The 25842-nt window shown below is 71.1% G+C and carries 22 protein-coding genes; 8 read left to right on the top strand and 14 right to left on the bottom strand.

The window, feature by feature from the left end; genetic code table 11:
* Positions 1–11: 11 nt before the first annotated feature.
* Both OG943_RS27360 and OG943_RS27355 read left to right on the top strand, forming a co-directional pair.
* Positions 12–824, top strand: a complete 813-nt coding sequence (locus OG943_RS27360) for an ABC transporter ATP-binding protein (protein WP_328603794.1) — start codon at positions 12–14, stop codon at positions 822–824.
* 33 nt (positions 825–857) lie between these two features.
* Positions 858–1862 (top strand): ABC transporter substrate-binding protein, encoded by a 1005-nt coding sequence (locus OG943_RS27355; protein ID WP_328603793.1) that lies wholly within the window; start codon positions 858–860, stop codon positions 1860–1862.
* A gap of 281 nt (positions 1863–2143) precedes the next feature.
* Here the strand turns inward: OG943_RS27355 and OG943_RS27350 are convergent, their stop codons facing one another.
* Entirely contained in the window at positions 2144–3082 is a 939-nt protein-coding gene (locus OG943_RS27350) for an MBL fold metallo-hydrolase (protein ID WP_328603792.1), read from the bottom strand.
* A gap of 421 nt (positions 3083–3503) precedes the next feature.
* Here OG943_RS27350 and OG943_RS27345 point away from each other — a divergent pair, with 421 nt between their 5' ends.
* On the top strand, positions 3504–5609 hold the full coding sequence (locus tag OG943_RS27345; protein ID WP_328603791.1) for a glycoside hydrolase family 2 protein: 2106 nt from the start codon (positions 3504–3506) through the stop codon (positions 5607–5609).
* 112 nt (positions 5610–5721) lie between these two features.
* On the opposite strand, the gene OG943_RS27340 is transcribed toward OG943_RS27345, so the two are convergent.
* Positions 5722–5871, bottom strand: coding sequence for a hypothetical protein (locus OG943_RS27340; protein ID WP_328603790.1), 150 nt, complete (start codon positions 5869–5871; stop codon positions 5722–5724).
* Between the two features lie 32 nt (positions 5872–5903).
* Between OG943_RS27340 and OG943_RS27335 the strand changes: the two genes are divergently transcribed.
* Positions 5904–6476 (top strand): TetR/AcrR family transcriptional regulator, encoded by a 573-nt coding sequence (locus OG943_RS27335; protein ID WP_328603789.1) that lies wholly within the window; start codon positions 5904–5906, stop codon positions 6474–6476.
* Here OG943_RS27335 and OG943_RS27330 read toward each other — a convergent pair.
* The 5 genes from OG943_RS27330 to OG943_RS27310 are packed head-to-tail and all read right to left on the bottom strand — an operon-like array spanning position 6451 to position 12571.
* Entirely contained in the window at positions 6451–7356 is a 906-nt protein-coding gene (locus tag OG943_RS27330) for an ROK family protein (protein ID WP_328603788.1), read from the bottom strand. The two genes, OG943_RS27335 and OG943_RS27330, sit on opposite strands and share 26 nt — an antisense overlap.
* Positions 7353–8984, bottom strand: coding sequence for an ABC transporter ATP-binding protein (locus OG943_RS27325; protein WP_328603787.1), 1632 nt, complete (start codon positions 8982–8984; stop codon positions 7353–7355). Before OG943_RS27325 ends, OG943_RS27330 begins: the two co-directional genes overlap by 4 nt.
* Positions 8981–9811, bottom strand: coding sequence for an ABC transporter permease (locus tag OG943_RS27320; RefSeq protein WP_328603786.1), 831 nt, complete (start codon positions 9809–9811; stop codon positions 8981–8983). Before OG943_RS27320 ends, OG943_RS27325 begins: the two co-directional genes overlap by 4 nt.
* On the bottom strand, positions 9808–10767 hold the full coding sequence (locus OG943_RS27315) for an ABC transporter permease (protein WP_328603785.1): 960 nt from the start codon (positions 10765–10767) through the stop codon (positions 9808–9810). Before OG943_RS27315 ends, OG943_RS27320 begins: the two co-directional genes overlap by 4 nt.
* Before the next feature lie 4 nt (positions 10768–10771).
* Positions 10772–12571: a peptide ABC transporter substrate-binding protein gene (locus OG943_RS27310; protein ID WP_328603784.1), complete on the bottom strand. Its 1800-nt coding sequence runs from the start codon at positions 12569–12571 to the stop codon at positions 10772–10774.
* A 162-nt stretch (positions 12572–12733) separates the two neighbouring features.
* Between OG943_RS27310 and OG943_RS27305 the strand changes: the two genes are divergently transcribed.
* Both OG943_RS27305 and OG943_RS27300 read left to right on the top strand, forming a co-directional pair.
* Positions 12734–13882: an ROK family transcriptional regulator gene (locus OG943_RS27305; RefSeq protein ID WP_328603783.1), complete on the top strand. Its 1149-nt coding sequence runs from the start codon at positions 12734–12736 to the stop codon at positions 13880–13882.
* Positions 13879–15351, top strand: a complete 1473-nt coding sequence (locus OG943_RS27300; RefSeq protein WP_328603782.1) for a M81 family metallopeptidase — start codon at positions 13879–13881, stop codon at positions 15349–15351. The genes OG943_RS27305 and OG943_RS27300 overlap by 4 nt, the downstream gene beginning before the upstream one ends.
* On the opposite strand, the gene OG943_RS27295 is transcribed toward OG943_RS27300, so the two are convergent.
* Both OG943_RS27295 and OG943_RS27290 read right to left on the bottom strand, forming a co-directional pair.
* Positions 15233–15751: a hypothetical protein gene (locus OG943_RS27295; protein WP_328603781.1), complete on the bottom strand. Its 519-nt coding sequence runs from the start codon at positions 15749–15751 to the stop codon at positions 15233–15235. The genes OG943_RS27300 and OG943_RS27295 overlap by 119 nt on opposite strands.
* Positions 15748–16896 carry a glycosyltransferase gene (locus OG943_RS27290; protein ID WP_328603780.1) on the bottom strand — a complete coding sequence of 383 codons (1149 nt, stop codon included), beginning with the start codon at positions 16894–16896 and terminating at the stop codon, positions 15748–15750. Before OG943_RS27290 ends, OG943_RS27295 begins: the two co-directional genes overlap by 4 nt.
* 301 nt (positions 16897–17197) lie before the next feature.
* Between OG943_RS27290 and OG943_RS27285 the strand changes: the two genes are divergently transcribed.
* Entirely contained in the window at positions 17198–17968 is a 771-nt protein-coding gene (locus OG943_RS27285; protein ID WP_328603779.1) for an ArsR/SmtB family transcription factor, read from the top strand.
* 21 nt (positions 17969–17989) lie between these two features.
* Here the strand turns inward: OG943_RS27285 and OG943_RS27280 are convergent, their stop codons facing one another.
* The 5 genes from OG943_RS27280 to OG943_RS27260 all read right to left on the bottom strand — a co-directional run bounded on the left by OG943_RS27280 (position 17990) and on the right by OG943_RS27260 (position 23634).
* Positions 17990–19342, bottom strand: a complete 1353-nt coding sequence (locus OG943_RS27280; protein ID WP_328603778.1) for an HNH endonuclease signature motif containing protein — start codon at positions 19340–19342, stop codon at positions 17990–17992.
* A 116-nt stretch (positions 19343–19458) separates the two neighbouring features.
* A complete protein-coding gene (locus OG943_RS27275) occupies positions 19459–20286 on the bottom strand; it encodes a carbohydrate ABC transporter permease (RefSeq protein WP_328603777.1) in 828 nt (275 codons plus the stop codon).
* Positions 20283–21218: a carbohydrate ABC transporter permease gene (locus tag OG943_RS27270; RefSeq protein ID WP_328603776.1), complete on the bottom strand. Its 936-nt coding sequence runs from the start codon at positions 21216–21218 to the stop codon at positions 20283–20285. Before OG943_RS27270 ends, OG943_RS27275 begins: the two co-directional genes overlap by 4 nt.
* A gap of 143 nt (positions 21219–21361) precedes the next feature.
* Entirely contained in the window at positions 21362–22603 is a 1242-nt protein-coding gene (locus OG943_RS27265; RefSeq protein ID WP_328603775.1) for a sugar ABC transporter substrate-binding protein, read from the bottom strand.
* A gap of 35 nt (positions 22604–22638) precedes the next feature.
* Complete coding sequence (locus OG943_RS27260) at positions 22639–23634, bottom strand: LacI family DNA-binding transcriptional regulator (RefSeq protein WP_328603774.1); 996 nt, start codon at positions 23632–23634, stop codon at positions 22639–22641.
* Between the two features lie 159 nt (positions 23635–23793).
* On the opposite strand from OG943_RS27260, the gene OG943_RS27255 reads away from it, so the two are divergent.
* Positions 23794–25809, top strand: a complete 2016-nt coding sequence (locus tag OG943_RS27255; RefSeq protein ID WP_328603773.1) for a glycogen debranching N-terminal domain-containing protein — start codon at positions 23794–23796, stop codon at positions 25807–25809.
* The last annotated feature ends 33 nt before the right edge of the window (positions 25810–25842 follow it).

Genomic DNA, 25842 nt, shown 5'->3' with positions numbered 1-25842 from the left:
GGGAACAGCTGTTGACCCCCACCTTGCGCACCGAGCACCTGAGCCTCGGCTACGGCCCGGTGACGGTCGTGGACGACCTCACCGCGGCGATCCCCGAAGGCCGGGTCACGATGATCGTCGGGACCAACGCCTGCGGGAAGTCGACGCTGCTGCGCGGCCTCGCCCGCCTGCTCAGCCCGTCCGCCGGCGCCGTGTACCTCGACGGGAAGAGCATCTCCTCCTTGCGCAGCAAGGATGTCGCGACGGTGCTGGGCCTGCTGCCGCAGTCGCCGACCGCGCCGGAGGGCATCACCGTCGCCGACCTGGTCGGCCGCGGCCGCTACCCGCACCAGGGCCTCTTCCGCCGCTGGACCGCCGAGGACGACGAGGCCGTGGCCCGCGCGATGCTCGCCACCGACACCGTCGAGCTGGCGAGCCGTCCGGTCGACGAGCTTTCCGGCGGGCAGCGGCAGCGGGTGTGGATCGCGATGGCGCTGGCGCAGCGGACGCCGTTGCTGCTGCTCGACGAGCCCACCACGTTCCTCGACATCAGTCACCAGATCGAGGTGCTGGACCTGTTGTCGGACCTGAACCGCGCGGACGGCACCACGGTGGTCATCGTGCTGCACGACCTCAACCTCGCCGCCCGCTACGGCGATCACCTGATCGCCATGAAGGCCGGGCGGATCGCCGCCGAGGGCGCGCCCGGGGACATCCTCACCGCCGAACTGGTCGAGGACGTGTTCGGCCTGCCGTGCCGGATCATCGACGACCCCGTGTCCGGCACCCCCATGGTCGTCCCGATCGGCCGGCACCGCGCCGGCCCGCCCGCCACCCGGTCCTAGGAAAGACCCGGTCCCGCGAAAGGAAAGCCCCAGATGGCCAGATGGACCAAGGTGGCCGCCGTGCTCGCCGCCGCCACCCTCGCCGGCGCCTGCAGCCAGCCCGCCAACACCACGACCTCCGGGGTGGGCGACAAGGACGTCGCCACCGGCGGGCGGCTCTTCTCCACGGCGGACGCCGAAACCGCGAAGCTCAAGGCCGACGTCGGCCCGGGCGTCTTCCCGCGCACGGTGACCCACGCGCTGGGGCAGACGAAGCTGGAGAAGAAGCCCACGCGCGTCGTCGTGCTGGACAGCGGTGAACTCGACGACGTGCTGGCGCTCGGCGTCACGCCCGTCGGCATGGCCACCACCGCGGGCCAGACCGGGGTGCCGTCGTACCTCGCCGACCGGGTCAAGGGGATCCCGGCGGTCGGCGACATCAACAACCTGAACCTGGAGAAGATCGCGTCACTGCAGCCGGACCTGATCCTCGGCAGCAAGCTGCGCGCGAACGACCTGTACCCGCAGCTGTCGAAGATCGGGCCGACGGTGTTCAGCATCCGCCCCGGCTTCCCGTGGAAGGAGAACTTCCTGCTGGTGGCGGCGGCCCTCGGCGACGAGAACCCGGCCGTCGCGGCGCTGAACGACTACCAGAAGAAGGCCGACGAGGTGAAGGCCGGGATCACCGGCGCGCCCAAGATCTCGTTGCTGCGCTTCCTGTCCGGCAACATCCGGCTGTACGGGAACCTGTCGTTCATCGGCGTCATCCTCAAGGACGTCGGACTGGCGCGCCCGGCCAACCAGAACATCAACGAACTCGCCGCGCAGATCTCGAAGGAGCGCATCGACGAGGCCGACGCCGACTGGATCTTCTACTCCAGCTACGGCGCGGGCCCCTCACCGGACGAGAAGGCGGTGACTTCGAGCGGCCTGTGGGCCGGCCTCGGCGCGGTCAAGGCGAAACACGCCATCCCGGTCGACGACGAGGTCTGGTTCCTCGGCCTCGGCCCGATCGGTGCAATGCGCGTACTGGACGACCTGAAGAAGTACCTGGGTTAGCGGGGAAGGCTCGTGAGTGTTGATGACGGTTCTAACCGTCATCAACACTCACGAGCCCTTTCGAGCGGCGCAACTCGTAGACGTCTCCGAGCCCGCCGCACCGGCCGCACGCCTTCCGGTCCCGGTCCAGCCCCGACCCGAGACATTCCGGGCAAGTTTTCCGCATGACGACCCGCTTTCGGCTTGTGCCTCGCTGACTGCCCGGCAGGGTCGCTGTTGCCGGCTGACGACGGCGAGACCCCACGGGGTGAAGCGGCCGGATCACGCCGGCCGAGGGCGTCTCAGTCCAGGCCCAGCCGGGCGTCGAGGTCGATCTTGCCGCCCGCGGCGTCCAGGATGGCGCTGATCGCCTTGTCCTCCTGGAGGTGGCCGCCGTGCTGGTCGGCGTGGGCGCGCATGAGGTTGCCGACGTGGCGTTCCGGGTTGTTCCAGTGCGGCCAGCGGCGGCGGGCGATGGTGGCGAGCGCGGGGAAGTCGGGGGTGCCTTCCGTGGCGGTGGCGTCGAGCAGCCAGTGCAGGTAGGTGCGCAGCACCGCGACCGGGAAGCTGCCCGGGTGGCTGAGCCCGCCGTGGCCGGGCACGAACGTGCGCACGCCCGGGAACATCTTGTCCAGCCACTCCAGCGCGTCGAGCCAGCCCGGCACCGAGCCGTGCACCGCCATCGGCGTCGCGCCGACGGACAGCAGGTCACCGGTGAACAGCGTGCCGGTCCGGGGCTCGAACAGCACCAGGTCGCCGTCGGTGTGCGCGACGCCGGGGAACGGCACGATCTCCACGACCACACCGCCGAGGTTGATCTCCGCAGGCGCCGTCACCGCGTAGACCGCTTCGGGGTCGGGGGCCTCGAGCGTGCCCCAATGGCTGCAGGTGAACGCCTCTTCGTTCCGCTGCGGCCCGGCCCGCACGATCGGCACCGCGGCCGGCGCGGCCAGGATCCGGCCGCCGTTGCGCAGCGCGACGCCCGCGCCGTTGTGGTGCGTGCCGTGCGCGTGCGTGATGACGAGCGTCAGCGGCATCTCGACCGTGGAGTACTTCCGCACGTCCTTGACCAGGTCGAGCGTGTCGCGCTCGGTGCCGCAGGTGTCCACGAGCAGGACACCGTCACGGCCCCGGATCCAGCCGCAGTTGGACACCAGCCAATCGCTCGGACTGCGGACATAAGCGACCACGCTCGGGTCGGAATACCTGAGCGGGACGATGTTGCGCCTGATGGCGGGCATGGAATCCCCCTCGTGGGCCGTGCCGCCGTGATACCGGACCACCGCATGGTAGTGGATCACTGACCTTCGAATGGTATAGACCAAGTGGGCGTATGTCAGCAGGCAGGGGGATCGCGTTCCGGCCCAGCTTCCCGATGGGGACGGCCTCGCCCGGCTCCCGGGAGCACTCCCGCCCCGCCCGCCTCGCGTTTCCGGTGATCATCTGGCCCGCCCGGTTCCCTCTGCCGCACCGCCGGTTCGCGAGGACGTTACTCCTGGAACGGCCTCGTGGCCCGGACCCGCGGGCCCGGGCGGTCCGGAACTTGGCCGGGTTTCGGTGGTCACGGCCCGATTGTTGACGCACGCGTAATGACGCGACTACATTGCGGAGCCGTTCAAGTGTCTGGACTTCATTCATATCCATGAATATCGAGGTGGTCTCGTGCGCCGCTCACGATGGTTGTCCGTGGCATTGGCCGTGGTCCTCAGCGTCTCCGGATTCGCTTTCGCCCCAGGGGTTTCCGCTGCTCCGGACGGGGCGGGCGCGAAGGCGCGCGAGCAGGTCGGCCTCGACGCCGGCTGGCGGTTCGCCCGTGAAGACGTGCCGGGCGCGGAGGCCCCGGGGTTCCCGGACACCGCGTGGACACACGTGGTCGTGCCGCACACCTGGAACAACCTCGACGGCCAGGACGGCGGCGGCGACTACTACCGCGGGACGGGCTGGTACCGGAAGCACTTCACGCCCTCGCCGTCGCTGGCGGGCAAGCAGCTGTGGCTGCAGTTCGACGGGGTCAACACCGTTGCCGACGTATGGGTCAACGGCGTGCACCTCGGCCAGCACCGGGGCGGCTACGCGACGTTCCGCTTCGACGCCACGAGCGCGTTGCGGACCGGCCTCGACAACGTGATCGCCGTGCGCGTCGACAACTCGAGCCAGCCCGACGTCGCCCCGCTGAGCGCGGACTACACGTTCTTCGGCGGCATCTACCGTGACGTCTCCCTCGTCGCCGTCGACCGGCTCGGCGTCCGGATGGACGACTTCGGCGGCCCGGGCGTGTACCTCGCCCAGCGTTCCGTGACGGCCGAGGCGGCGAGCGTCGACGTCACCACCAAGGCGCGCAACAGCGGCACCACCACCCGGCAGGTCCGCGTGCGGACGGTGGTCGCCGACGCGAGCGGCAAGGTCGCCGCGACGGTGCTGTCCCCGCCGCAGGAGGTCGCCGCCGCGGCCGACGCCGACGTCACGCAGCGGGTCGAGATCCCGAAGCCGCACCGCTGGCAGGGCAAGGCGGACCCGTACCTGTACCGCGCGACCGCCGAGGTCGTCGACGCGAGCTCCGGCCAGGTCACCGACTCCGTCAGCGTGTCCTTAGGCCTGCGGACGTCCACTGTGGACGCGAACACCGGCTTCTTCCTCAACGGCCGGCACGTGGCCCTGCACGGCGTCAACGCCCACCAGGACCGCCTCGACGAGGGCTGGGCCGTCGCGGACCGGCAGCGCGACCAGGACTTCGACCTGATGGACGAGATGGGCGTCAACGCGCTGCGGACCGCGCACTACCAGCAGTCTCAGCACGTCTACGACCTCGCCGACCAGCGTGGTTACGTCGTCTGGGCGGAGATTCCGCTGGTCAACGGCGTCACTGACAGCGCCGCGTTCCGCGCGAACGCCGCGCAGCAGATGTCCGAGCTGATCCGGCAGAACTACAACCACCCGTCGATCGCGTTCTGGGGCATCGGCAACGAACAGGCGAAGAGCGACGCCGTCACGAACGACCTCCTGCAGGCGCTCGCCGGCCAGGTGAAGGCCGAGGACCCGACGCGGCTGTCCACCTACGCCAACAACCGGGGCGGCCAGGACTCGGTGTCGGACCACGCCGATCTGTCGGCTTACAACAAGTATTTCGGCTGGTACGACCTGTCCGCGCCCGGCCCCGGCCCGTGGACCGACCAGCTGCACGCGGCGGACCCGGGCCGCCGGATCGCGATCAGCGAGTACGGCGCGGGCGGCAGCATCAGCCAGCACGTGGAGAACTCCACGGTGAAGCCGCCGGTCATCCCGTCGCGCACGCACCCGGAGGAGTACGAGACGCTGGTGCAGGAGAACACGTGGAAGCAGATCGAGACGCGGCCCTACCTGTGGGGCACGTTCGTCTGGAACATGTTCGACTTCGCCTCGGACGGGCGCACCGAGGGCGACACGCTCGGCCGCAACGACAAGGGCCTGGTGACCTACGACCGGCAGGTCCGCAAGGACGCGTTCTACTGGTACAAGGCCAATTGGACGACCACGCCGTTCGTCTACCTGACCAGCAGGCGCTGGACCGATCGGACCACGGCGGCGACCACGGTGAAGGCCTACGGCAACGGCGTCGACACGGTCTCGCTGACGATCAACGGCGTCGCGACCGGTGCGCCGAAAGCCTCCGCGGACCACATCTACACGTGGCCGGTCACCCTCTCACCGGGCGCGAACGTGGTGAAGCTGACCGGCGTCCGCGGCGGCCACGCGTACACGGACACGGTCACCTGGACACTGGCTGGTTAGGTCACGGCGCCGATAGCCGCTCACGCCCGGGCCGTGCTCCGCTCGGGTGGCCCGGCCAACCCGGCGGTGCGGAACACCCTGTTGCGCACACCCGTCAGCGGTGGGTACATCGTCAGGCGCCCCTGGGCCGGCCGACGTCCATCCGGGCGATCGTGGACCCGTCGGGCCGGCGGAACATCATCTCCCGCTGCCGCACGCCGGTCGCGCGCACCTGCTCGCCGAGCCCGATCGCGTCGAGGGCCCGCAGCGCCTGCGGCCACATGCCCAGCGCCGTCCCGCGACCGGCCAGCTCGCGTGCCGTTCCACCTCGACCCCCGCGCCGTGCAGCGCGAGCGCGCAGGCCAGACCCCCGATGCCGCCGCCCAGGGCGCGCGGCAGCTGACTCACCGCGCCGTCGACGCGCACGCCGGGTTGCCCGCGGGCACCACGTCCAACCACTTCCGCACCCGGCACGCGTTGCTGTCCGGGGTGCTGACCCACGTCGCCGCGCACGAGCACGACCGGGGTGAGCTGCTGGCGGCGAGCCGTCCGGACGACCTCGCCGGTGCTCTTGTCGGCTTCGTCCGCTACCAGCTGGGCGAAGGCCGCGTCGAAACCCTCGCCTGCTACGCGCTGCACCTCGAAGCGGCCTGGGACGACCACCTCCGGCACCAGCTCGCCGCGTCCGGCGCGCACGCCTTCGCCCCGCTGCTGGCCTGGCTGACCGCGGCCGGCTCGCCCGACCCGCCCGCCGACCTGCGGCTGCTGCTCGACCACCTCGACGGCCTGGTCTTCCACCAGCTCACGATGCCGGTCCCGGACTTCGACCCGGAGCCGTCGCTGCGCCGGGTCGTGGCGATGGTCAGCCGCGTGACCGAACCAGGCTGACCGCGCCGAGGGCGATCGCGTCCGCGCCCCACCGCGAAAGCCGCACCTCGACGGGTGAACCGGACAGCAGCGGGTGCTCGGCCAGCGCCGTTTGCATCGGCTTTTCCAGCAGTGCCCACGAGTTCGTCACGGAACCGCCGACCACGGCGGTGCTGATGCCCAGCAGCCCGCCCGCGTGCGTGATCGCCTCGCCCAGGAAGCGGCCCGCGTCGGTGAAAACGCCAAGAGCCGCTTCGTCACCAGCCAAAGCGGCGGCGGCGACCGAGGCGGCGGGCAGCGAGACGCCCGTCGCCTCGGTGTAGCGGCGGGCCAGGGAACGGCCGGACGCGTACGCCTCCAGGTGACCGGGCACCCCGCAGGTGCACGGCGCGGGCCCGAAGTTCCCGACGTGGCCGATCTCGCCCGCGCCGGTGCCGCCGCCGTGCAGCAGGCGGCCGTCCACGTACAGCGCGCCGCCGACACCCGTGCCGAGCGCGACGCCCAGTACGTGCCGTTCCCCCGGGGCCAGCTCGCCGAGCAGGAACGCGTTCACGTCGTTCTCCGTGCGCACCGGCACCCCGCCGAGCCGCGCGGAAAGCCCGGCGTTGACGGCGGTGCCCGCCCAGCCGGTGAACGAGTCGCCGGTCACCACGATCGTGCCGGTTTCCGCCTCGACCACCCCGGCCGCGCCGACGCCGACCCCGGCCAGCGCCGAGACATCCGCCGAGACATCGTCCACAAGGGACAGGACCAGTCCGGCGGCGATGTCCAGGATGGACTGCCCGCCGAGGTGCGCGCCGGAGTCCGCCGTCGCCGAGGCCAGTTTGCGGCCGTCGGCGCCGCACAGCACCGCCAGCGTCTTCGAACCGCCGATGTCCACACCGGCCCAGAGCCCGCTCACGCCGCCGGGTTCACGTCCGGGCTGGCCAGCGCCTCGCGCCGGCTGCGCTGCAGTTCCGGGTCCGGCACGGGGGAGGACAGCAGCAACGCCTTGGTGTACGGGTGTTCCGGCGCGCGCAGCACGGTCGCGGCCGGCCCCTGCTCCACCAGCTCACCCGAGCGCAGCACCGCCACGCGGTCGCACAGGCTGTCCACCACCGCCAGGTCGTGGCTGACGAACAGGCAGCCGAAGCCGAACTCCTCGTGCAGCCGCCGGAACACGTCCAGCACCGCGGCCTGCACCGAGACGTCCAGCGCGCTCGTCGGCTCGTCCGCGATGAGCAGCTTCGGGCCCAGCACCAGTGCCCGCGCGAGGCTCACGCGCTGGCGCTGCCCACCGGACAGCTCGTGGCCGTACCGGGTCATCAGGGCTTCCGGCAGCTCGACGGCGTCGAGCAGCTCCCGCACCCGCTTCCGCCGCTCCGCGCGCCCGGCCGAGGTGTGCACGGCCAGGGGTTCCGCGACCGTCTGGGCCACCGTCATCCGCGGGTCCAGCGACGACGCCGGGTCCTGGAACACCGCGCCGATCTGCTGTCGCACCGCCCGCGCGGCGCGTCCGGTGCCGCGCGGCAGGGGGCCGCCGAGCACCTCCACGCGCCCGGACTTCGGGGTGACCAGGCCCAGCGCGCAGTTGCCGAGCGTTGTCTTCCCGGACCCGGACTCGCCGACCAGCCCGACGATTTCGCCCGGCGCCACGGTGAGCGACACGGAGTCGACCACCCGCCGTCCGCCGTACTCCACGACGATGTCCGACAGCGCGAGCACGGGCCGGTCCGGCGCCGCCTCGGGCTCGGGGTGCACGCCCGCGCCCAGCCGGGGCACCGCCGCCAGCAGCTCACGGGTGTACTCGGCCTGGGGCGAGCCGAACAGCTCCGCCGTCGGCGCCTGCTCGACCAGCAGCCCGGACCGCAGCACCAGCACCCGGTCCGCGACGTCCGCGACCACGCCCATGTTGTGCGTGATCAGCAGTGTCGCCGTGCCCTCGGTGTCGCGGATGTCGCGCAGCAGGTCGAGGATCTGCTGCTGCACCGTGACGTCCAGCGCCGTGGTCGGCTCGTCCGCGATGATCAGCCGCGGCCCGGCCGCGATCGCGATCGCGATCATCACGCGCTGCCGGAGCCCGCCGGACAGCTCGTGCGGGTACTGCTTCAGCCGCGCCTCGGGGTCCGGCACACCGACGCGGTCCAGCAGCTCGGCGCACCGCGCGTGGTAGTGCCGGTGCCGCTTCGGCTCCGGGTCGTGGTTCCTGATCGCCTCGGCCAGCTGGAACCCGATGCGCAGCAACGGGTTCAGTGCCGTCATCGGCTCCTGGAACACCATCCCCGCGCCCTGCCCGCGCAGCTTCCGCAGCGCCTCGCCGCGCAGGTCCAGAACGGACTGTCCGTCGAGGACGATCGAGCCGGACACCGTGGCGGACGCGGGCAGCAGCCCCAGCACGGCCAGCGCGGCCGTGCTCTTGCCGGAGCCGGACTCGCCGACCATCGCCACGATCTCGCCCGGCGCGACCGAAAGCGACAGGCCGTCGACGGCGGGTTCGCCGTCGCCGTAGGCCACCCGCAGGTCGCGGAGGTCGAGCACCGAGTCGCTCATCGCCGTCCCTTCACCGCGAACGCGTCGCGCAGCCCGTCGCCGAGGAAGTTGATCGCGCACACCACCAGCACGATCGCGATGCCGGGCGGCAGGATCAGCCACCACGCGCCGTCGAAGGTGTAGGTGATGCCCTTGGACAGCATCGCGCCCCAGTCCGTGGCCGGCGCGGGCACGCCCAGGCCGAGGAAGCTCACGTACGCCACGAGCAGGATGGCGTCGGCGATCTGGAACGTCGCGTTCACCATCACCGTGCCGATCGCGTTGGGGATGATGTGCCGGAAGACCACGCGCGTGCGGCTCGCGCCGAGCACGGTGATCGCGCGGATGTAGTCGCGTTCGCGCAGGCTGACGGTCTCCGCGCGCATCAGCCGCGCCGGCACCAGCCACGAGACGCAGCCGATCAGCAGCGCCAGCACGCCGACGCTCGGCGTCACCAGCGTCGCCGCCACCAGCAGCAGGAACAGCGCCGGGATCGCGACGCCGGTGTCGACCACCCGCATCAGCACCGTGTCGAGCCAGCCGCCGGTGTAGCCGGCGACCGCGCCCCACACCGCGCCGATCACGGTCGCGATCAGCCCGGCCAGCACGCCGATGACCAGCGACGTCCGCCCGGCGACCATCAGCCGGCCGAGCACGTCGTAGCCCAGTTCGTCGGTGCCGAGCGGGTGCCCGCCGCCGGGGGACAGCCGCGCGGACGCGAGATCGGTGTGCGACTGGTCCGTGCCGTAGAGCAGCGGGCCGAGGAAGCAGAAGAGCACCACCAGCAGGAGCAGCACCCCGCCGGCGACGGCCGTGCGCCGGGCGAACAGTCGCGAAAGGACGGTCATGACCGCGCCCCCTTCACCCGCACGCGCGGGTCGATGAGCAGCTGCAGCAGGTCCGCGAGCAGCGAGCCGACCACCGTCGCGATCGCGATCACCAGCACCACGCCGAGCAGCACCGGGAAGTCGGCGTTACGCGCGGCCGTCCAGAACAGCAGCCCGATGCCGGGGTAGTTGAACATCGACTCCACCACCAGCGAGCCGGCGAACACCGAGGGCACGTAGTACCCGAGCATCGAGACCACCGCGGTCAGCGAGTTGGGCCAGACGTGCCGCCAGATGATCGTGCGCTCCGGCGTGCCCTTCGCCCGCGCCGTGCGGACGTAGTCCTCGGCCAGGTTGTCCAGTGTTGACGCCCGCATGTACCGGCTGAACGCGGCCAGCGCCGCACCGGTCCCGGCGAGCATCGGCAGCACCAGGGAACCCGGCTGGGACAGCAGCTCGCTGATCGTCTCGCCCTGCGCGGCCTGCGCCGGGAACCACGGCAGCACTTGCGCGAACAGGATGATCAGCACCAGCGACAGGAAGAACACCGGCGTCGCGTACAGCACGAAGGTGAACGCCGTCGTCACGTGATCGGACGCCTTGCCGCGGCGGACCGCCTGCCAGACGCCGACGGGCAGGGCCACGACGATCGCCAGCAGCGTGGAGACGACGGTGAGCAGCAGCGTCTTCGGCAGCCGCTCGTCCAGCAGCGTGGTCACGGGGGAGTTCTGCGTGTAGGAGTCGCCGAGGTCGCCGTGCAGCAGCCGTACCAGGTAGTCCCAGTACTGCACGGGCAGCGCCTTGTCGAAGCCCTGGGCGGAGTTGAACGCGTCGATCTGCGCCTGCGTGGCCTTCACCCCGAGCACGCCGCGCGCCGGCCCGCCGGGCAGCAGGTGCAGCAGCACGAACGTGACCACGGTGACCAGCAGGACGACGATCACAGCCAGCACCAGCCGGCGGAGGATGTACCGGGTCATCGCTTCACCTCGTCCAGAACCAGCGTTGGGGCGTCAGGCCGCCGATCGGGTCCTGGCTGACGCCGTGCAGCGCGGTGTCGATCGCCGAAACCTGGTACGGCGGGTTGGGCAGCCAGAGCACGGGCAGCTGCTCGGTCAGGTAGGCGCTGTAGTCGAACATCGGCTGGTCGGAGGCGGACAGGGTCGTCGCGTTCATCAGCTCGTCCGCGTGTTTGTCGCTGTAGCTGCCGAAGTTCGTCCCGGCGCCGGTGGCGAACAGCTGCTCGCCGCTGGGGTTGGCCGGGAAGTACCAGCTGCCCTGCGTGCCGAAGTAGGACAGCTGCCAGGAGCACGACGCGTCGGACGGCTCGCACGCGGTGCCGTTCGCCAGCACAGTGTTCAGCGGCTGGCTGTTGACCTTCAGCTCGACGCCGATTCTCGAAAACTGCGACCGCAGCTCCTGCATGGTGCCGTCGGTCTCGTCGGAGCCCGACTCGGTCAGCATGGTGAGGGAGAGCCGGGTGCCGGCCGCGATGCCCTCGCCGCACAGCTCCGGCGCGGCGCACGCGAGCACGCCGTCGGAGCCGGGTTTCCAGCCATGGCCGGCCAGCAGCTTCCGGGCGGCGTCGAGGTCGAACGGGTACGGGTTGGTCTTTTGCCGCTGGGACAGGTACTTCGTGTCGTTGTCCTGCGGCACCGGGCCGTAGCCCACCCGGGCGGAGCCCCGCCAGATCACCGACGTGATCGCGTCCTGGTCCACCGCGTGCTGCAGCGCCTGGCGCACGTACAGCTGCGAGAACACCTTGCCCAGCCGCGGGTTGTTGAAGTTGTACGGCGAGTAGGTGATGGACCAGCCGTTCCACGGCACGACCCGGTAGCCCTGCGACTCCAGCTTCGGCTGCTGGCCGAGGTTCGACGTGGGCACGTAGCCGTAGTCGACGCCGCCCGCGCGCAGCACGTTGTACTCGGCCGAGGAACTGGTGAAGGTCAGGAACTTCACCGTGTCCAGCTTCGCCGTGTCGGGTCCGGTGTACTTCGGGTTCTTCGTCAGCGTCACCTCGCCGCCGGCGGTGAACCCGGTGAGCGTGAACGGCCCGTCCGCGACCTTCCACAGCGGGTTCGTCGCGTAGGTGCCGAGTTTTTTGGCCTGCCCCACCAGGAAGTCGAACACCTGCTTCGCACCGGCCGGGTCGCGGTCGTGGTCGCCGACCGGGCCGTCCGCGCTCGTGCGGTCCCACGCCCGTTGCGGCATCGGGACGATCAGGCGGAGCTGGTTGGCGGTGAACCAGTCCGGGTTGTACGCCTTGTCCAGGGTGAGGGTGAAGGTGCGGTCGTCGATGGCGTGGAAGGCCTTGATGTTGTCCGGCATCAGGCCTTCGGAGTACTTGCCCCAGTTGTCCTTGCCCGCGCGGACCAGGTTGAGCCAGAACTCGACGTCGCGGCTGGTCACCGGGTCGCCGGTGGACCAGGTGAGCGGCTTGAGCGTGATCGTCACCGTCTTGCCGTCGGCGGAGTAGCGCGGCGCGTCGGCGGCGCTGCCGGGGTCGTCGAAAGTGACCGAACCGGAGCTGCCGTCGTAGTTGTACAGCGGCACGAACATCGTGTCCCGGATGACCCCGTTGTAGTTCGCCCCGTAGCCGGGGATCGCGATCGGCATGATCCAGTTCGGGGTCGCCGAAGGCGGCAGCGCGAATCGCGCGATGCCGCCGGTCCGGGGCGCTCCGGAGCCGCCGCCGTGCTGCTCCTGGCTGCCCGCGCAGCCGGACAGTGCGAGCACGGAGGCGAGCGTGACCCCGAGCGCGGTGCGCCACGGGTGTCGAGCCATCGCCATCACTTCCAACACGGTTGATGTAAGTCAAACTTGGGGGACTGGGCCGGTTCCTGGTTGCCGTGTAATGTCGCATGGGTGCCAGGAAAAGCCAAGAGGCGATTTTCGCACCGAGTTTCCGGATAGTTACATCAGCTCTGAATTAAGTAGGTGACGGCCGTGGCCGACGATCCCGCCGGGCTGCTGCGCCTGCTCTGGCTGATCGCGCACGAGCACGCGGTGTCCCGGGTGGACCTCGCGCGGGTGCTCGGGCTGCCGCAGTCCACGATTTCCGTGCGCACGCAGGCGTTGCTGGCCGCGGGGGTGCTCACGGAGCACGGCGAGGGCCGGTCCGCTGGCGGCCGGCGGCCGAAGCTGCTGTCGGTGAACGCAGGGTTCGGCCACGTCTGGGCGGCCGACGTCGGCTCACGCCACGTCCGCATCGGCGCCCTCGACATCGCCGGCACGCTGCTGCACGTCGACGAGCGGCCGCTGGACATCAACCGGGAGCCGGAAGAGGTCGTCACGGAGTTCGCCGCGGCCGTGCGCGAGGTCGCGGCGGAAGCGGACTGCCCCGGTCGCTCGCTCGGCGTCGGGGTCGCGTTCCCCGGCCCGGTCGACGTCGGCGCGGGCACGATGACGCTGCCGTCCCGGATGCCGGGCTGGCGCGGGTTCGCGGTGCGCGAGGCGCTGCGCGAGCACTTCGAGCAGCCCGTGGCCGTGGACAACGACGCGAATCTGCTGGCGCTGGGCGAGTCCGTGGCCGGCTCGCCCGGGCGGACCCTGCTCGTGGTCAAGGCGGGCACGGGCATCGGCTCCGGCCTGGTGATGGCCGGCCGGCTCTACCGAGGCCGCGCCGGGGTGGCCGGCGACATCAGCCACGTGCGCGTGCCGGTGGCCGGTGAGCGGCCGTGCACCTGCGGCAACCGCGGCTGCCTGGAGACGGTGGCGAGCGGCGCGGCGCTGGTCGCCCAGCTGCGTGAGCAGGGGGTCGACGTGGCGAGTACCGCGCAGGTGATGGCCACCGCGGAGGACGGCCACCCGGCGGCGACCACGGCCGTCCGGCGCGCCGGGCTGCAGCTGGGCGAGGTGCTGGCCACGGTGGTCAACTTCAGCAATCCGGACGAGGTGCTGCTCGGCGGCGCGCTGTCCGGCTCGGAGGCGTTCATGGCCGCCGTGCGCGGCGCGCTCTACGAACGCTGCCTGCCGCTGGCGACCAGGGAACTGAGGATCGACCGCGTGCGCTTCGGCGCGGACGCGGGGCTGTACGGCGCGGGCGCGCTGGTGCTGGACGAGGTGTTCGACGAAGCGATACGGAGCGGTCGATGACAACAACGGGGCGGAAACTGCGGGTCGGGATCACCGGGATCGCCATCGAGTCGAGCACGTTCTCGCCGCATCGATCCACTGTGGACGACTTCCATGTGACCCGGGGCGACGAGCTGCTGGCGCGGTACGACTTCCTGCGGGAGCTTCCCGAGTGGACGGACGGCGTCGAGTGGGTGCCGCTGGTGCACGCCCGCTCGCTGCCCGGCGGCGCGGTGACCGAGGAGGCGTACGCCGAGCTGTCCGGCGAAATCCTGGAACGGCTGCGTGCGGCCGAGGGCCTCGATGGGCTGTTCTTCGACATTCACGGCGCGATGAGCGTGGTCGGCCGCACGGACGCCGAAGGCGAGCTGGCGGCGCAAGTGCGGGCGATCGTGGGACCGGACGTGCTGGTCTCGGCGTCGATGGACCTGCACGGCAACGTCTCGCGTGAGCTGGCCACGGCGCTGGACCTGATCACCTGTTACCGCAAGGCCCCGCACACCGACGCGTGGGACACGCGTGAGCGCGCGGCTCGCAACCTGGTCGCGCGGCTGCGTTCCGGCGGGAAGCCGAAGAAGGCGTGGCTGCAGGTGCCCGTGCTGTTGCCGGGTGAGAAGACGAGCACGCGGCTGGAGCCGGCGAAGAGCGTTTACGCCGCCGTGGACGAGGTCGAAGCGCTCGACGGTGTGCTGGACGCGGCCATCTGGGTCGGCTACGCGTGGGCGGACGAGCCGCGCTGCCAGGCCGCCGTGGTCGTCACCGGTGACGACGAGGACGTGATCACCGCCGAGGCAACCCGGCTGGCGCAGTCCTATTGGGACGCTCGCCGCGACTTCGCCTTCGTCGCCCCCACCGGAACCCTGCCGGAATGCCTGGAGCAGGCGGTGAAATCGGCCGAACGCCCGTTTTTCATCAGCGATTCCGGGGACAACCCGACCGCGGGCGGGGCGGGGGACACGTCATGGACGCTGGACGTGCTGCTGCGCACACCGGCCATTGTGGACTCCGAGCTGACGACGCTGTACGCGGCGATCGTGGACCCGGCCGCCGTGGCCGCCGCCGTCGAAGCCGGGCTCGGCGCGACCGTGACGGTGGAGCTGGGCGGGAAGGTCGACGCCGCTCCACACGGCCCGGTGCCGATGACCGCGCGGGTCGTGGCGATCGACGACACCGACCCGGTCGCGGGCACGGCCGTGGCGCTCGCCGTCGGCGGCCTGCGGGTGATCGTGACGGCGCGCCGCAAGCCGTACCACCTGGAGTCGGACTTTCTCGCCCTCGGCCTGCGCCCGCGCGAGGCCGAGGTCGTGATCGTCAAGATCGGCTACCTCGAGCCGGAGCTGTACGAGATGGCGGCGGACTGGCTGCTCGCGCTCACGCCCGGCGGCGTCGACCAGGATCTCCTGCGCCTCGGGCACGTCGCGATCGAGCGGCCGATGTTCCCGTTCGACGAAGCGATGGCGGCTCCGGCTCTGCGTCCCGAGCTGCTTTGAGCGAAGCGGCGGTGAGCGCGCCGTACGCGAGGTGGTCCAGCCATTGCGGCAGCTGCGGCAGGGCGCGGATCGCGGGGTAACGCCGGCTGGCCAGCCCCAGGTCCAGCGCGGCGATCACCGCGCCCGCCGTCAGCCCGTCCGCGACCGACAACGGACGGCGCCGGTCCAAGCCGGCGAGCACGGCCGTCCAGCCCGCGGAGACCACGAGGTGCGCGACGGTGCCGCCGAGCACGCTCGCCCGGCCGCCGGGCAGCAGCGTGCCCGCCGCGCGCGTCGCCGCCAGCGGGTCACGCCTCGTGACCAGCGCGTGCACCGTCGACGGCAGCCCGCTGACGGTGGCCGCCACTGCCCAGGCCCTGAGCACGGCGTTCACCCGCGGCGGCTGCCGTCCGGCGGTCATCCCAACGCTCCCTCGGTGATTTCCTTGACGGTGTCGGCGGGGCTGAGGCGAGCGTCATTCTCCGCGGCGGCGGCCTTGGCGCGATCGCGGAAGGTGTCCTCCTCCAGTATCCGCCGCACGGCCGAAGTGATCTCGTCCGCGCGCTCGATGGTGATGGCCACTCCGGCCGCGGCGGCGCGGGCGGCGTTGATCGGCTGATCGGCGCCCTGCGGCCACAGCACCAGGGGAAGACCGTGCGCCAGGGCGCCGAGGACGGTGCCCGCCCCACCGGCGCCGACCACCAGGTCCGCTCGGTCGAGCAGCTGGCCGAGCGGCACGAACGGCACGTAACCCACCTCGACCCCGTCGGTTCGCGCGCCCGGCCGGGGGCCATCCGCGTTCGGGTCCTTGAGTGACGAGCCCACGGTGGCGATCACGTTGACCTCGAGGCCCGCCAGCGCCGCGACGGTCGTCTCGAGCACCTGCGGGTCGGAGAAGATCGTGCCCAGCGTGACCAGCACCGTGGGCCGCGCCGGATTCGTGAAGGCGGGCAGCTCGAAGGCCAGGTCGCGGGGGCGCCGGTGGGCTTGCGTCCGCAGCGGCAGCACGGGAACGCGGTTGGACCAGTCCGGGTCCTGCAGCTGCGGCGGGCACGGGTCGAGGTAGGCCAGCGGCTCGGCGCGAGTCAGCCCGGCGTCCCGATAGCGCGAAGCCGCGACGCGCTCGATTTCGGTGATCACCGCGGGCGTCGCGGGCCCGAAACCGACCTGGTACCAAGGAATGCTGAGCGCCGCCGCGACCATCGGGCCGATCGCGTCGAAGATTTCGGCCACGATCAGGTCGGGCGCCCACTCGCGGGCGAGGCTGATCGTTTCAGCGCCGCCGAGGGCCACGCGGGAGCCACCGAAGATCTCCCCGATCAGCTCGGGCCCTGGGTGGAACGGGTCCGCGCCGGTGCGGCTGGCCGCGTCCAGGGAGAACTCCATCGGCATGACCCCCGCGGCCAGGAACTCCACTTCTTCGGGGAGCTCCGGGCCGACCGTGTCCCGCGCACCGGCGCTGGTCGCCAGCGCGACGGCGTGCCCGGCCTCGACCGCGGCCCGCATCAACGAGCCCAACGGCAGAACGTGGCCGTATGCGGGGGTGGCGCTGAAGAGAATTCGCATGAACCGAACCTACTTCAGCGTGTGCAGGCTCTGCGTCCGTAAGAGTTGCGTAGATGCGGTGGCCGGACCGTGGCCTCTTTCACTCGAGGCGCAGGACGTAGTCGTAGGTGAGTAGGGCTGGTCGAGGCCGCGGGCGCGGTAGTCGCCAGGATCGGAAGAGTTGCACGCGTTGCGTCAGAGCTCCGACAAGGTGGTCGCCCGCATCGACCGCGCGTCGCGGTAGCGCGGAACTGAAGGCCGTTTCACCAGGTCGGTAACCCGAGGACTTGACATGCAGGCATTTGACTGCCTTACTGTGTGTGTGCAACCGGAGCTGGACAAAGTCTTCAAGGCGCTGGCCGACCCGACCCGGCGCTACCTGCTCGACCAGCTGCACGAGGACAACGGCCTGACGCTGAACGAGCTGTGCCGGCGCGTGGACATGACGCGCCAGTCGGCGACGCAGCACCTCGCCGTCCTCGAAGCGGCGAACCTGGTCAGCACGGTCCGCCGTGGCCGGGAGAAGCTGCACTACCTGAACCCCGTGCCGCTGCACGAGATGCAGGAGCGGTGGGTCGGGAAGTTCGAACGCCCCCGGCTGCACGCACTGAGCGCCGTCAAACGCCGAGCAGAGGAAAACATGAGCGACAAGCCGAGTTTCGTCTACGTCACCTACATCGAGAGCACGCCGGAGAAGGTCTGGGAAGCGCTTACCGACGCGGACATCACCGCGCAGTACTGGGGCCACCGCAACGAATCCGACTGGCAGGAGGGTTCGAACTGGGCCCACGTGCGCCTTGACGGATCGGGCGTCGCCGACGTCAAGGGCGAGGTGATCGAGAGCGTGCCGCCGAAGCGGCTCGTCACCACCTGGTACGACCCGAACGGGCCGGAGGACCAGCAGCCCTCCCGCGCGGCCTTCGACATCCAGCCGTACCAGGGCGTCGTGCGCCTCACCGTGACCCACACCGACCTCGCCGACGCCAAGGCCCACCGCGACGTCTCCGGCGGCTGGGCGGCGGTGCTGTCGAACCTCAAGTCCTTGCTGGAGACCGGGAAGCCGCTGTCGCTGGAGATGTCGAAGTCGCAGTAGTGCTCCGAAGCTGCGGGGTGGTCATTGTGTCGTTGTGGCGCCCTCCCGGGCGGACGCGTTCGTCCGTCCATAATGGAAGTCACGGTGCCGTGTCTGCCGGTGCCGGGTGCGCTGATGATGTCGTGGTGCGGTGTCGTGGACGTGGTTGCGCCGCGGCGTACGGTCAGGGTCGAGCCAGGCGGGTGGTAGGAACTCGGGTATTCCATCGCGCATTCGGACGGTCCAGCCGCCGTGGTGGGTCTGCCGGTGGTGACGGGGGCAGAGCAGGACCAGGTTGTCCAGGTCGGTAGATCCACCCCGCTCCCACGGGATCAGGTGGTGCGCGGTGCACCATTTCGGTCCGCGGTCACATCCCGGGTGGGCGCATCCTTTGTCCCGCAAGGCGAGTGCGTGTCGTTGAGCCGGGCTGGCCAGCCGCGCGGAACGGCCGAGATGCAGTGGCTGACCGTCTGTGCCGAACACGGCCGGTACCACCTTCGCTTCGCACGCATACCGGCGGAGCTCGTCCACACTGCAAAGCCCGGGAACGGTCACCAGTGCGTCGGCCAGACGGCCCTCGAGTTCGGCCAGTGTGACGGTCACGATCATCACCGCCCGCTCCCCACCTTGCACGGAAAGGTCATCGCAGCGGGCGGCGAGGCCGATGATGTCAGCCAAAGCGTCACCGCGACGTTCGGCCGCGGTGCGTGGGTCGGGGCCGCCCGTGCCAGGATCGGTACGGGGTTTGGCCAAGGGGCCGAGAAGGCCGTCCAGGATGGCGGTGGTATCGGGGTCCAGTTCGCCGGCGAACCTGGCACTGCCGTCACGGCGGTGGGTGATATCCAGCCGCCGTACCGGATGCAGCTCGCGCCGCTGGTGATCAGCCGGCGGAGTGCTGTCCAGGTCCCAGTAGGCGGCCAGCCGCCGACCGGCGGTCCGGAGTGCTTCCGGGGCCGCCTGCGCGGCCAGGGCGAGCAGGGCGGCTTCGTCCGTGGTCCGTTGGCCGGCGTTGATCGCATCAGGACAACCTTGGAAGAGGGCCACGATCAACTGCACGTGTTCCCGGTTGATCAGCCCGCCGGCCAACGCGTTTCCGGTCGCCGCCAACGGTCCGGGCCAGGGTGCGCCGGTGGATGATGCGGACGGCATCGTCGCTTGCGCGTGGGCGACCCGGATGACGGCCTCACGGGCCGAGACGCGCAACGTTTCGCGCAGCATCACGGCAGTGTCGGTATAGCCGAGCGCCCGGGCCGATCCCCGACGCTCGATCTCGCCGACGAGACCGAGCATTTCCGCGTAACCTCGACGGAGTCTTTCCTCGCATGCCAGCAAATCCGTGGTCAGGTCCTCGTCGGGACGCTGCCACGCTTCGCGGGTGTCTTCAGTAGTGCTCACTCCTCCACGTTACCGCGCAATCGAACGTACGTTCATCACTCGATCGGGCGAAACCCTCAATCCGGCAGCTTCGGCGCCAAATCTGTCCACAGTGGACTCTTGGGCCGGAAAGGTGACTACTTGTCGACACCCTCGTAAGTGCCGCGAGTGAAGCGCTTCGAAAAGATGAAGTACACCACCGCCACCGGCAGCGTCATCAACAATGCGGCGGCCAGTTTCAACGGGAACTGGTTGCCCTGCCCGAGCTGACCGGACACCAGCGTGGCCACGCCCGAGGTCAGCGTGTTCAGTGCCGGGTCCTGCCGCGAGACGATGAAGTGCGGCAGCTCGTTCCAGGAACCTTGGAACGAAAGGATGGTCAGCGTGATCAGCGCCGGGCGCGACATCGGCAGCACCACGGACCAGAACGTGCGCAACGGTCCGGCGCCGTCGATCCGGGCGGCCTCCTCCACGCTCACCGGCACCGTCTCGAAGAACTGCTTCATGATGAACACGCCGGTGGCGTCGACCAGCAGCGGCACGATCATCGCCGCGTAGGTGTCGTACATGCCGAACTGGTTCAGCACCAGGAACTTGGGGATCAGCAGCACCACGCTCGGCACGGCGAGCACGGCCAGGACGGCGCCGAACACCGTCGTCCGGCCGCGGAACCGCAGCCGCGCGAGCGCGTAGCCGGCCAGCGAGTCGAACACCACCCGGCCGACCGTCACCGAGACCGAGACGATCACGGAGTTCATCGCCCAGCGCGGGAAGTCCTGCTGGGCGAGCGCGCCGAACACCGCCACGGACCACTCGTGCGGCCAGGGGGTGAGCGGGTGGGCCGTGGCGTCGGCGTCGGTCTTGAACGCCGTGCCGAGCTGGATCAGGAAGGGGTAGATGTAGACGGCCGCGACCACGGCGAGCACGGCGTAGCCCGCCCAGCGCAGCGACCTGCGTTGCCTCATTCGCCCTTCTCCCGCAACAACCAGCGCTGCCCCAGCGTGAACAGCACGATGACCACGAACAGCAGGAACGCGATCGCCGAGCCCTGCCCCCACTCCTTGCCGATGAACGACGTCGAGTAGGACAGGTAGGCCGGCGTGAGCGTGGTCTTCGCCGGCTCGCCGCGGCTGAGCACGTACACCTGGTCGAACACCTGCCAGGTGCCGATCAGGCCGAGGGTGAGCACGAGGAACAGCGTCGGCCGCAGCTGCGGGAGCGTCACTCGCCAGAACCGCTGCCACGGCCCGGCGCCGTCGATCAGCGCGGCCTCGTCCACACTCGGCGGCAGGTTCTGCAGGGCCGCGTAGAACATCAGCATGAACCCGCCGGTCGAGGTCCACACCACGAGCACGATGATCGAGCACATCGCCACACTGGGCCCGGAAAGCCAGTCCCACCAGGACAAGCCCATGAAGCTGTTGGCCGCCAGCGCCTGCGGCGGGTTCGTCACCCCGAGCCCGTGCAGGAGGAGCTGGAAGATCCCGCGCGGGTCGGCGAACCAGCTGGGACCGTTCACTCCGAACAGCCCCAGCGCGGCGTTCACCGTTCCCGTGCTGGAGAAGAGGAACAGGAACACCACCGAGATCGCGACCGAGCTGGTCACGGTCGGGAAGTAGAACGCGGTCCGGAAGAACTGCTTGCCCTTGAGCCGGCGCTGGTTCAGCATCATGGCGAGCAGCAGCGCCAGCGCCGTCTGCAGCGGCACCACGAACAGCACGAAGTAGGCGTTGTTGCGCACACTCGTGGCGAAGTTCTGCTGGGTGAGCCCCGGGTCGGTGAGCAGCGCGGCGTAGTTGTCCGCGCCGACGAAGTGCACCCGCGAGGACAGCGGGCTGCCGTTGCCGGTCCAGTCGCTCACGCTCACCCACAGCGCCATCAGGATCGGCACCACCATGAACAGGCCGAGGATCACCAGCGTGGGGGCGAGGAACAGCCAGCCGGCCCGGCCTTCGCGACGGAGCGGGCTCCGCCTGGGTGCCCGCCCCCGCCGCGAGGGGGATGGGGACGCGGCGGGGGCGGGAGCTGTGGTGCGCGCGCTCACTGGCCCAGCGCGGCGGTGGTGTTGGTCTGCAGCTGCGTGAGGATCTGCTTGGGGTCCGCGCCGGGCAGCTGCTGGATCTGGGCGTCGAAGTCGGTCAGCACCGGGTCCATCTTGGTCAGCGTCACCGGCCCGTGCGCCGACTCGGCGCCGGACAGGAAGGCCGTCTGCTGCGGGAAGTCCTGCTGGTACTGCGTGCGCACGGACTGCCGCGAGGGCATCACGCCGAACGTCTTCGCGAACGCCAGCTCCTGCTGCGGCTCCATCAGCGCGTCGACGAGCTGCTTGGCCTGCGCCTGGAACTTGCTCTTCGCGGCGATGCCCCAGCACTGCGTGAACGAGAGCGTGCCCGGCCCGGCCGGTCCCGCGGGCAGCGGCACCACGCGGTACTTCAGGTCCGGGTGGTCCTTGGCCAGCCCGCCGACCATCCAGTTGCCGTCGATGCTCATCGCGGCCTTGCCCTGGCCGAACGCCTCGCCGGAGTCGCCCGCGCCGAGCTGCTTCGGGTACTTCGCGACACCCGAGGACAGCAGGTCGCGCACGTAGGTGAGGGCCTGGAGGTTCTGCGGGGTGTCGGCGGTGGCCTTCTTCTGGTCGGCGTCGAGCGGCCAGCCGCCGGCTTGCACCAGGAACGCGCCGACGCGGTCACGGGTGTTGTTGAAGACGAGCCCGGCGCGGCCGTCCGTGGTGAGCTTCTGCGCGACGGCCTTCAGCTGGTCCCAGTTCTTCGGCACGTCGTTGTCGGTGAGGCCCGCGGCGGCCCAGGCGTCGGTGTTGATGCCCAGCGCCAATGTGGAGAAGTCCTTGGGGACGCAGTAGAGCTTGCCGTTCTTGGTGAACGTGGTGCGCAGCGTCGGGTAGAGATCGTCCTTGTAGGACACCGAATCGCCGTAGGGCAGCATCTCGTCGGCGTAGCCCTCGAACTTGGTGGCGTCCACGGCGAACACGTCCGGCGGGCTGCCCGCGGCGAAGCCCTGGCTGAGCTGCTGCGGCAGGTCGTTCGCGGCGATCACCTCGGCCTGGGAACCGCCGCTGGCCGCGCTCCACTTGGCCGCGGCATCCTGCATGGCCTTCAGCTCGGCGCCGCCGCTGGAGGCGATCATGAGCTTGAGCGTGGCGGGACCGGACTGCTGGGTCGCGGGCGTCGTCGAGTCGGCGAACCCGCCGCCGCACGCGGAAAGCGTGAGCAGCAGCCCGGTCGCGGTGACGGCACCGGCCGTGCGGGAGAGCGTGTGACGCATCGATCCTCCTTGATCGTGCAGATGGGGTGGGGAAGTCAGGTCGTGCGCAGGACCAGCCGCGGGGCCAGCAGCGCCGACGCGGGGCTGGCCTCGCCGCGCAGCATCACGCGCAGCTGGCGGACGCATTCGGCGGCGACCTCGGCGATCGGCTGCGCCACGCTGCTCAGCCCCAGCACCGCCGCGGTCGGGGTGTCGTCGAAGCCGATCACGGACGCGTCGGCGCCCAGCCGCAGGCCGCGGTCGCGCAGCTCGCCGACCACACCGAGGGCGAGCGAGTCGCTGGCGCAGACGAACGCGGTGGGCGCGAGTGGCTCGTCGAGCAGGCGCGCGGCGGCCGAGCGGCCGCCTTCGACACCGTCGAACACCGCTACCTCGGGCCGTTCGGCGATGCCCGCCTCGGCCAGCCCGGCTGCCCAGCCCGCGCGCCGGTCGTCGCCGGTCTCGGAGCCCGCGGGCCAGCCGACGAACGCGATCCGGCGATGGCCTTGGCGCACCAGGTGGTCCGTGGCCAGCCGCGTGCCGCGCGCGCCGTCGACGTCGACCCACGGGTGTTCCTGCTCGGAGCCCCACGGCCGGCCGAAGGTGACGAACGGCAGCTCGCGCTCGCGCAGCCAGCGCGTGCGGAGGTCGTGGTGGTGGGTGTGGGTGAGCACGAAGGCGTCGACACCGACGGAGGCGATGAGATCGGCGTACGCGCGCGTCTCGGACTCGTCGTCGGTCGCGGTGAAGAGCATGATCCGGTGGTCGTACTCCTCGGCGGTGGCCGTGAGCGAGTGCAGGAACTGGTCGAGGACCACACCGCTGACGCCGTTGCCGACCGGCGCGATGCGCAGCCCGATGATCTGCGAACGCGTGGTGCGCAGCTGCCGCGCGGCGGTGTGCGGGCGATAGCCGAGGCGCTGGATCGCCTCGAGTACCCGTTCGCGGGTCTCCGGGCTGACCACCTCGGGGGAGTTGATCACGTTCGACACCGTCTGGCGCGAGACGGCGGCGGCCTCCGCGACCGAGTTCAGCGTCGCCCGCTGCGTCATGCCGACTCCCGTTCGCCTGTGTCTTTGCCGATTTGAACGTTCAACCTGGCGGCTACTCTGAACGTTGGACACTGACCTGTCAAGACCTCCCCGGAACTTGACACGGGACCGGTTTGATCGATCAAATCGAAGCACCCAACCCCACCGGAGGACGTCCCCATGCAGCCGCTGCTCCACGACCTCGCGATCGCCCTGCGAGCGCCGACCGTCGTCTTCTCCGGCCGCGACGGCCAGGTCCGCGGCGACGGGACCCAGGGCCTGCTGCACGGTGACCTGCGCTTGCTCAGCGAGGCCGTGCTCACGGTCGACGGGCACGAGCCGGTGCCGATCGGCGCCGAGGAGCCGTCGGCCGCCCAGGCGAGCTTCACCGGGTTGCTGCGCCATCTCGGCGACCCCGGCCCGGACCCGACCGTGTGGCTGCGCCGCCGCCGCCGGGTCACCGCGACCGGGATGACGGAGGAGCTGGAGCTGGTCTCCCGCGCCGCCCGGCCGGCGGAGTGCGTGGTCGAGCTGGTGCTGGCCGCGGACTTCGCGGCGATCGAGGTGATCAAGTCCGGCGGCCGCGCGGCCCGGGTGGTGCCGGCCCCGGTGGACGGCGGGATCCGCTGGACGTCCGGCTCGGTGACGGCCACCGTCACCACGGACGCCGAGACCACTGTGGACGGTGACCGGGTGCGGCTGCGCTGGCGAGTGCGGGTGGCCGGGACCGTCCGGCTGCGCTGGACGCTGAGCGCGGCCGACCCGGACTCGCTGTTCGTGCCCGGCACCGCCACGCTGCTCGCGGCGCCGGTGGTCCAGGCCGACGACCGGCGATTCACCGCGCTGCTGAACCGCTCGCTGACCGACCTCGACGGGCTGCTGCTGGCGGAGCGCGAGCACCCCGAGGACGTGTTCGCCGGCGCGGGCGCGCCGTGGTTCCTCACCCTGTTCGGCCGCGACAGCCTGTGGGCGGCCCGGCTCGCGCTGCCGTTTTCGGTGGAGCTGGCCGGCGGCACCCTGCGCACGCTCGCGCGGGCCCAGGGCGAGCGGAACGACCCCGCGACCGGCGAGATGCCCGGCAAGATCCTGCACGAACTGCGCCGGGCCGACTTCGAGGTGAACGGGATGTCGTTGCCCGCGCGGTATTACGGCACCATCGACGCGACTGCGCTGTGGGTCTGCCTGCTGCACGACGCGTGGCGCTGGGGGCTGCCGGAGGACGAGGTCCGCGCGCTGCTGCCGAACCTGCGCGCCGCGCTGTTCTGGATCACCGGGCTCGCCGACACCGATGGCGACGGCTTCGCCGAATACCTCGACGAAACCGGCCGCGGCCTGGCCAACCAGGGCTGGAAGGACTCCGGCGACGCGGTGCGGTTCGCCGACGGCACGCAGGCCGCGCCGCCCGTCGCGCTCGCCGAGGTGCAGGGCTACCAGCACGAGGCCGTGGTGCGGGCGGCCGAGCTGCTGTCCGCGCTGGGGGAGCCGGCCGACGGGCTGGTGGGCTGGGCTTCGGCGCTGCGGGCGCGGTTCCGCTCCACCTTCTGGGTGTCCACTTCGGAGGGTCGCTTCCCCGCGCTGGCGCTGGACGGTGAAAAGCGGCCGGTGGACTCGCTGACCAGCAACATCGGCCACCTGCTCGGCACCGGGCTGGTCGACGCGGCCGAGGGCGAGGAAATCGGCGCGCTGCTGCTCGGGCCGGCGCTGGCCCCGGGGTTCGGGCTGCGCACCATGGCGTCGACGGCCGGCGGCTTCTCGCCGTTGAGCTACCACTGCGGTTCGGTGTGGCCGCACGACACGGCCGTGGTGGTGCGCGCGCTGAGCGAGTCCGGGCAGTCCGCGCGCGCCGCGGAGCTGGGCATGCAGCTGGTCCGCGCGGCGGGCGCGTTCGGCAACCGGATGCCGGAGCTGTTCGCGGGTTACGGGCCCGGCGACGTCGAGGCGCCGCTGCCGTACCCCGCGTCGTGCCGGCCGCAGGCCTGGTCCGCGGCCGCGGCGGTGACCCTGCTGGCCACCTTCCTCGGCCTGCGGGCGGACGTCCCGGCGGGCACGGTGACCGTCGACCCGCCGCGGCCCAGCCCGGTGGGCGCGCTGCGGGTGACCGGCCTGCCGCTCGCCGGCGGAACCCTGGACGTCGCGATCGACGCGGCCGGGACCGTCACCGAGCTGCGGCTGCCGCCCGGACTGCGGCGTGGCTGAGGATTATTGCGAACGATGTTCCGGGTAAGGTAG

The sequence above is a fragment of the Amycolatopsis sp. NBC_00345 genome, from assembly GCF_036116635.1.
In the GTDB taxonomy this organism is placed as follows: domain Bacteria; phylum Actinomycetota; class Actinomycetes; order Mycobacteriales; family Pseudonocardiaceae; genus Amycolatopsis.
The sequence above is the reverse complement of the archived record's forward strand: the minus strand, read 5'-3'. Positions and strand labels throughout refer to the sequence as shown.

Coding starts and splice junctions, on each gene's coding strand:
- OG943_RS27320 (WP_328603786.1), bottom strand. CDS start 9,811: ATGACCGTCCTTTCGCGACTGTTCGCCCGGCGCACGGCCGTCGCCGGC.
- OG943_RS27355 (WP_328603793.1), top strand. CDS start 858: ATGGCCAGATGGACCAAGGTGGCCGCCGTGCTCGCCGCCGCCACCCTC.
- OG943_RS27350 (WP_328603792.1), bottom strand. CDS start 3,082: ATGCCCGCCATCAGGCGCAACATCGTCCCGCTCAGGTATTCCGACCCG.
- OG943_RS27270 (WP_328603776.1), bottom strand. CDS start 21,218: ATGGTGGTGCCGATCCTGATGGCGCTGTGGGTGAGCGTGAGCGACTGG.
- OG943_RS27260 (WP_328603774.1), bottom strand. CDS start 23,634: ATGACGCAGCGGGCGACGCTGAACTCGGTCGCGGAGGCCGCCGCCGTC.
- OG943_RS27325 (WP_328603787.1), bottom strand. CDS start 8,984: ATGAGCGACTCGGTGCTCGACCTCCGCGACCTGCGGGTGGCCTACGGC.
- OG943_RS27275 (WP_328603777.1), bottom strand. CDS start 20,286: ATGAGGCAACGCAGGTCGCTGCGCTGGGCGGGCTACGCCGTGCTCGCC.
- OG943_RS27290 (WP_328603780.1), bottom strand. CDS start 16,896: ATGCGAATTCTCTTCAGCGCCACCCCCGCATACGGCCACGTTCTGCCG.
- OG943_RS27265 (WP_328603775.1), bottom strand. CDS start 22,603: ATGCGTCACACGCTCTCCCGCACGGCCGGTGCCGTCACCGCGACCGGG.
- OG943_RS27315 (WP_328603785.1), bottom strand. CDS start 10,767: ATGACCCGGTACATCCTCCGCCGGCTGGTGCTGGCTGTGATCGTCGTC.
- OG943_RS27295 (WP_328603781.1), bottom strand. CDS start 15,751: ATGACCGCCGGACGGCAGCCGCCGCGGGTGAACGCCGTGCTCAGGGCC.
- OG943_RS27340 (WP_328603790.1), bottom strand. CDS start 5,871: ATGTGGCCGCAGGCGCTGCGGGCCCTCGACGCGATCGGGCTCGGCGAG.
- OG943_RS27300 (WP_328603782.1), top strand. CDS start 13,879: ATGACAACAACGGGGCGGAAACTGCGGGTCGGGATCACCGGGATCGCC.
- OG943_RS27310 (WP_328603784.1), bottom strand. CDS start 12,571: ATGGCTCGACACCCGTGGCGCACCGCGCTCGGGGTCACGCTCGCCTCC.
- OG943_RS27255 (WP_328603773.1), top strand. CDS start 23,794: ATGCAGCCGCTGCTCCACGACCTCGCGATCGCCCTGCGAGCGCCGACC.